A 6,373-nucleotide genomic window follows, 5' to 3' on the forward strand; every position below is an offset into this window, starting at 1 on the left:
AAAAGCACGCCTTTTCAGGCGACGTTAATTACAAACTCTTCAATCGCCTGCCGGTTACTCCACGACTTGGTTAATTGGGCGGCTTCAACCGCATTAACCCAACGATAGGTCAGATGTTCGGTGAACACGATCTTTCGTTCTGAGGGAAGTGCCAGGCAAAACCAGGATTCAGTATTACGTTCAATTCCCGGTGCATAGCGATGACGTAAATGGCTAAAAATCTCAAACTCCACCGTGCGCTGACAGTCAATTAAGGTCAGTTGCTCAGATGCAACATCAATGGCGATCTCTTCCTTTACTTCGCGCATAGCGGCTTGCGACGCGGTTTCACCTTCTTCAAGGCTGCCGGTGACCGACTGCCAGAAATCAGGATCGTCGCGTCGCTGTAACATCAGCACTCTCCCGGTGTCCTTTGCATAAATCACGACTAACACCGAGACAGGCTGTTTATATGTCATATCAGTTATTCTCGGCCTTCTTAACAACCTGAATGCTCAGTTCCGCCAGCGCAGCTGCGTTGGCAAAGCTTGGCGCTTCAGTCATCAGACACGCTGCAGCCGTGGTTTTCGGGAAAGCAATAACGTCACGAATGTTGTCAGTACCGGTCAACAGCATAGTCAGACGGTCCAGACCAAACGCCAGGCCCGCATGCGGCGGTGTACCATATTTTAGCGCATCCAGCAGGAAGCCAAATTTCTCACGCTGTTCTTGCTCATTAATGCCCAGAATACCGAATACGGTTTGCTGCATGTCGCCGTTGTGAATACGCACGGAACCGCCGCCTACTTCGTAACCGTTGATGACCATATCGTACGCGTTGGCAACCGCGTCTTCCGGCGCTGCTTTCAGCTCAGCGGCCGTCATATCTTTCGGCGCGGTGAACGGGTGATGCATTGCGGTCAGTCCGCCTTCACCATCGTCTTCAAACATTGGGAAGTCGATAACCCACAGCGGCGCCCATTTGGCTTCGTCGGTGATGTTCAGGTCTTTACCCAGTTTCAGACGCAGCGCGCCCATCGCGTCGGCAACCACTTTCTTGTTGTCGGCACCGAAGAAAATCATGTCGCCGTCTTGCGCGCCGGTACGTGCCAGAATCGCTTCCACAATTTCTGCGTTCAGGAACTTAGCAACCGGGCTGGTAATACCTTCCAGACCTTTCGCACGTTCGGTGACTTTGATGTAAGCCAGGCCTTTCGCGCCGTAAATCTTGATAAAGTTACCGTAATCGTCAATTTGCTTACGGCTCAGTGCAGCACCGCCCGGTACACGCAGAGCAGCTACGCGGCCTTTCGCATCGTTTGCCGGACCAGAGAACACTGCGAACTCAACGTCTTTCACCAGATCGGCGACGTCAACCAGCTCCATCGGGTTACGCAGGTCTGGTTTATCGGAACCGTAACGACGCTCAGCTTCGGCAAAGGTCATGATCGGGAAATCACCCAGATCCACGCCTTTAACTTCCAGCCACAGGTTACGTACCAGCGCTTCCATCACTTCACGCACCTGCGGTGCGGTCATGAAGGAAGTCTCAACGTCGATCTGGGTAAATTCAGGCTGACGGTCAGCTCGTAAGTCTTCATCACGGAAGCATTTTACGATCTGATAGTAGCGGTCAAAGCCAGACATCATCAGCAGCTGTTTAAACAACTGAGGTGATTGCGGCAGCGCGTAGAATTTACCTTTATGTACGCGAGAAGGTACCAGGTAATCGCGCGCGCCTTCCGGCGTTGCTTTGGTCAGCATCGGTGTTTCGATGTCGAGGAAGCCGTGGTCGTCCATAAAACGACGCACCAGGCTGGTGATTTTAGCACGCGTTTTCAGGCGCTGCGCCATTTCAGGGCGACGCAGATCTAAATAGCGATACTTCAGTCGCGCTTCTTCGGTGTTGACGTGGTTAGAGTCCAACGGCAGCGAGTCTGAACGGTTGATGATGGTCAGATCGGAGGCCAGTACTTCAATTTCGCCCGTCGCCATATCGGCGTTGACGTTTTTCGCGTCACGCGCACGCACAGTGCCCGTAACCTGGATGCAGAACTCATTACGCAGTTCGGAGGCCAGCTTTAACGCGTCCGCACGGTCCGGATCGAAAAATACCTGCACGATACCTTCGCGGTCGCGCATATCGATAAAGATCAGGCTACCAAGATCACGACGACGGTTGACCCAACCACACAGAGTCACCTGCTGCCCCTCGTGGGACAGACGTAGCTGTCCGCAATATTCTGTACGCATGAGATATCCCTTAACTTTGCCGCAGGCGGATTGTCACCTGTCTCGCAGATGACGAAGTCGCAGCTTTAGCTGAATGTCACAACTGAATGAAAAAAGGCGGCTATTATACTGGAAATTCTGCCGCACGATAAGAGCCTACTGGGATAGACTCTCAGTCCGGTACTGACTGTACGCCTGTTTCCTGGACGGGCATTGCGTAATCTCACAAAAAATAACAAAAATTGTCGCCCCTTTCACACTGATTCGCGATTAAGGTGTAACGGAATTCTTTTATTACTGGAGTGACCATGCTGGAATTGAACGCTAAAACAACCGCCCTTGTCGTGATTGATTTACAGGAAGGGATCCTGCCTTTCGCTGGCGGGCCTCATACGGCACATGATGTGGTTACCCGCGCCGCGCAGTTGGCGGAAAAATTCCGTGCCCACGGTTCCCCGGTGGTAATGGTGCGCGTTGGCTGGTCTGACGATTACGCCGAAGCGCTGAAACAACCGGTAGATACTCATACTCCGGCAAAAGCGTTGCCCGAAAACTGGTGGCATTACCCGGCTGCTTTGGGGAAATGCGCCAGCGATATCGAAGTGACTAAACGCCAGTGGGGAGCCTTCTATGGCACCGATCTGGAATTGCAGCTGCGTCGCCGGGGCATCGATACCATCGTCCTGTGCGGCATCTCAACTAACATTGGCGTGGAGTCAACGGCGAGAAATGCGTGGGAGCTGGGTTTCAGTCTGATCATTGCAGAGGATGCCTGTAGCGCCGCCAGTGCTGAACAACACCAGGGCAGCATGACTCACATTTTCCCGCGCATTGCGCGCGTTCGCAGCGTGGAGGAGATTCTGCAAGCGCTATGATCTATATCGGTTTACCCCAGTGGTCGCATCCAAAATGGGTGCGTCTGGGGATCACCAGCCTTGAAGAATATGCCCGCCACTTTAACTGCGTGACGCGGTAATTTTTAAAATCACTAAAGAACGCCCAAGAGCATGTGTTTTCTTTAGGTTAATCAGTGCATTATAAGACGCCTCCATATGAAATTCGGTTAAGTTCATATGAGTTAAAATGTCCCAACCATGCCCCAAAACTGGCATTTATGCCCCATACATGCCCCAAAAACCTTCCTTAAAAAGCTACGTGCCCAACCGTTGACGCTGTATAAATAAACAGTATAAATTGCGTGCAAAATCATTGTTGCTTTGGAGGCGGTATGTTCGTTGAGTTGGTGTACGACAAACGGAATGTTGAAGGATTAACAGGTGCCAGAGAAATAATTCTGAATGAGTTAACAAAGCGAGTGCACCGGATCTTTCCGGATGCAGAAGTGAAGGTTAAGCCGATGCAGGCGAACGGCTTAAACAGCGATGCCAGCAAAAGCGATCGGGAGAAGCTGAACCGCATGCTGGAGGAAATGTTTGAAGAATCCGATATGTGGTTAGTTTCGGAGTAGTGCCAGCTTTTACCAAGTCCTTTTCATACCTTTCTGGATACGGGAAACCAAATTCCCGTATTGGATGAACCATTGCCGCCCTTTTTTAAAGCTGCTCTACCAGCGGATAAAAATTATGATCCTCGCGCTGCATTCGTTCATGCACCTTGCGCAACACTACATTCGCGTCGCGGCGAAATGCCTCGTCACAATTGATAAGCTTATTTGCCGTATTCCAGCGACGGGAAAACTTTTCATACTCGGCAACAATATCAGCCATCTCGCGCTGAAAATTTACGCTCATTGTTTTTAGCTTTTGATCGTTCACCTTTTCCAGATAAGGATATAAAAACTGATCTTCGGCAGAAAGGTGTACTTTAATCACAGAACTCATACTGATAATGGTTTGAGCGATTTCTTGCGCATGAGCCGTCACACCCGCCCGGCTAAGCTCCCTGAGGCGGCTAATTTTATGGATAATCTCGGCATGCTGGATCTTCATTTTATCAATATTCACTGGGGAATCCCTTAATGAGCTTTGCAATTTATAACATATATATTAAATGCATCTTTAAAAATAAGCAATCTGAGTTGTTTTTATTAAATTTTATAAATTTACGTTATGTAAATACATAATAAACAAAATTTGAATGCAAATATAAAGAGATCTATTGCCAATCTTCGGAATTTTTCTATCGTACATATGTCTCAAAACTGCGCCAATGCCGCCTCAAGAGATATCGCAGCATCAGTGCTGTTGATAAAGTGCGTCACCCGCCTCATAACCTCAGCCTCTTCAGCTGCATCACCTTCGATCGCTTCGCCGTCATCCGTGATTAACGCTTTCCCCCTAAGCTTCGCAAACTGCGTCCGACCTCCGGACAGAATCAACAGCGCATCACCCTGCTGTGGGCGCGTGACCGGGACGATGATCGCATAACCCGCCGACGTCTCGAGGATGCGACTGTCGGGAGTCATGCAGACACTGGCTGGCGTAACCCGCTGCTCTATATAGTCGGTAGCTGGTGAAGGAAAGCCCATGTTTACACCCTCTCTTGAATGCTGGATAAAAACACAGTATAAATACTGTATACCCATCCAGTAAAGGAGCAATGAGTAATGTTCGTGGAACTCGTTTATGACAAAAGGAATTTTGATGGTCTGCCCGGTGCAAAAGATATCATTCTGGGCGAGTTAACTAAGAGGGTTCACCGGATCTTCCCCGATGCTGATGTTCGGGTTAAACCGATGATGACACTGCCGGCGATCAACACTGACGCCAGCAAGCATGAGAAGGAACAGATAAGCCGTACTGTTCAGGAAATGTTTGAAGAGGCTGAATTCTGGTTAGTGAGTGAGTAAAGATTTTCAATGCCCGCCACAGTTTCGTCTTGATTACGCTGTGGCGGATATTCATTTTCGTAAACGTTCAATTGGGAGAAGTGGCGAATGCTCCGTATATAAAGAGTCGTGGAGGTAATGCTAATGGTAGTTGGACTATCTGGTCTGACGGGGCAATTGAATTGACCGGGATGTCTCAAGGGGTCGTTAACGGACTAAATAGCTGCGCCTAATACCGCTACACTTTTGCCTGACCATGTTTTCCTCCGGGGAATGGGCTGGCGGTTTCCATAAAATGGCGGACCTTTTTCAGTAACTGCCACATTGAGCGGCACTGATGATTACGGGTTATCGTGTCATGAAGTGCCTGCCATAGCCGTTCCACATGATTCACCCACGGCGAGTAAACCGGCTGGTAAATTACCCTGAACTTGGGATTTGCTTTCAACCAGCGCTGTGTTTCGCGGCTTTTATGGATAATGTAGTTATCAACGATCAGCGTGATTGTTTTCGCCCGCCGGTAAGTGGCTTTCAGGTGCTTCAGCAGAGCGATAAACAGCGCTGAACTTTTGCTGTTGCCGCCCACGTAGCTGACTTTACCCGTGCCACTGTGCAGTGCGCCGGCCAAATAGTATTTTTCGTTCTGCCCCGGCGTCACTACCCGTTTCTGCTGTCCGCGCAACTGCCAGTCCGCACCGATTTTAGGATTAAGGTGGATATCCACTTCATCTTCATAAAATACCGGATGCTCTGCGCTGCATTCATCCAGCGCTTTGTGGATTACCGCCATCTTTTCATCTTTATGTGGGTCACGGATACGCAGAGTTGGCGCGGCCCTGCGCCATACAAGCCCCGCAGATGGCAACCAGCGGCGAACGGTTCCTGCATGTAACTGGCAACCGGTTATCTCATTGATTTTTATTGCCAGTAATTCGGTGCTCCAGCGTGAACGTTGATAACCAAAATCGCCGGGAGAATGCTTTATCAGCTCACGTAACAGGGTGCAGATATGTTCAAAAGGCCAGCGTCGGGAGCGCCCTGCGGGTAAGGATTTCAGGCCTTCAATACCTGAGTGCGTAAACCAGTTAATCCAGCGACCAACGGATGAACGGGCACAACAGAGAGTTCTGGCAACATCGCTGACCCGTTCACCCCGATGAAGCATCAGCATGGCCGTGAGTCTGCGGGCATGATTTTTATCACGCGTTTTATGAATAGCTTTCTGCATCAGGCGTCGTTCGCCACGGGGTATTGGTACTATGATCGGCATCGCTCAGTCCGGTTGGTGATTTTGGTTGGTTTGGCGATTGATCAGATCGCACAATCCGGGCTGAGTTCCCTTTCAGTGATCTACTATTCCGCGCAGCTATTTAG

General features: G+C 50.0%; 8 protein-coding genes and 1 pseudogene. 4 read left to right on the forward strand and 5 right to left on the reverse strand.

Going from position 1 to position 6,373, the window contains the following annotated elements; translation table 11 throughout:
- Window positions 1-14: 14 nt before the first annotated feature.
- Both nudB and aspS read right to left on the reverse strand, forming a co-directional pair.
- The gene (gene nudB / locus OGX92_RS17435; protein ID WP_240389404.1) at window positions 15-458 is read right to left on the reverse strand and encodes a dihydroneopterin triphosphate diphosphatase; all 444 of its coding nucleotides are present in this window, start codon (window positions 456-458) and stop codon (window positions 15-17) included.
- 1 nt (window position 459) lies between these two features.
- Entirely contained in the window at window positions 460-2,232 is a 1,773-nt protein-coding gene (gene aspS / locus OGX92_RS17440) for an aspartate--tRNA ligase (protein WP_003833841.1), read from the reverse strand.
- A 287-nt stretch (window positions 2,233-2,519) separates the two neighbouring features.
- Between aspS and OGX92_RS17445 the strand changes: the two genes are divergently transcribed.
- The 3 genes and pseudogenes from OGX92_RS17445 (at window position 2,520) to OGX92_RS17455 (ending at window position 3,679) form a co-directional block, all read left to right on the forward strand.
- Window positions 2,520-3,086 (forward strand): hydrolase, encoded by a 567-nt coding sequence (locus OGX92_RS17445; protein WP_240389403.1) that lies wholly within the window; start codon window positions 2,520-2,522, stop codon window positions 3,084-3,086.
- A pseudogene (locus tag OGX92_RS17450) lies at window positions 3,083-3,178 on the forward strand (hypothetical protein); the annotation flags it as partial. The gene OGX92_RS17445 and the pseudogene OGX92_RS17450, both read left to right, overlap by 4 nt.
- 261 nt (window positions 3,179-3,439) lie before the next feature.
- On the forward strand, window positions 3,440-3,679 hold the full coding sequence (locus OGX92_RS17455; protein WP_000497460.1) for a DinI family protein: 240 nt from the start codon (window positions 3,440-3,442) through the stop codon (window positions 3,677-3,679).
- 85 nt (window positions 3,680-3,764) lie between these two features.
- Here OGX92_RS17455 and OGX92_RS17460 read toward each other — a convergent pair whose 3' ends face one another.
- Both OGX92_RS17460 and OGX92_RS17465 read right to left on the reverse strand, forming a co-directional pair.
- Window positions 3,765-4,175 (reverse strand): hemerythrin domain-containing protein, encoded by a 411-nt coding sequence (locus tag OGX92_RS17460; protein ID WP_048216170.1) that lies wholly within the window; start codon window positions 4,173-4,175, stop codon window positions 3,765-3,767.
- A gap of 191 nt (window positions 4,176-4,366) precedes the next feature.
- Window positions 4,367-4,699 (reverse strand): hypothetical protein, encoded by a 333-nt coding sequence (locus OGX92_RS17465; RefSeq protein ID WP_003841689.1) that lies wholly within the window; start codon window positions 4,697-4,699, stop codon window positions 4,367-4,369.
- A gap of 78 nt (window positions 4,700-4,777) precedes the next feature.
- Between OGX92_RS17465 and OGX92_RS17470 the strand changes: the two genes are divergently transcribed.
- Window positions 4,778-5,020 carry a DinI-like family protein gene (locus OGX92_RS17470; RefSeq protein WP_000497431.1) on the forward strand — a complete coding sequence of 81 codons (243 nt, stop codon included), beginning with the start codon at window positions 4,778-4,780 and terminating at the stop codon, window positions 5,018-5,020.
- A 217-nt stretch (window positions 5,021-5,237) separates the two neighbouring features.
- Here OGX92_RS17470 and OGX92_RS17475 read toward each other — a convergent pair whose 3' ends face one another.
- A complete protein-coding gene (locus tag OGX92_RS17475; protein ID WP_001395480.1) occupies window positions 5,238-6,269 on the reverse strand; it encodes an IS630-like element ISEc33 family transposase in 1,032 nt (343 codons plus the stop codon).
- Window positions 6,270-6,373: the final 104 nt, after the last annotated feature.

The sequence above is a fragment of the Citrobacter sp. Cpo089 genome (assembly GCF_030332695.1).
Lineage (GTDB): Bacteria > Pseudomonadota > Gammaproteobacteria > Enterobacterales > Enterobacteriaceae > Citrobacter > Citrobacter portucalensis.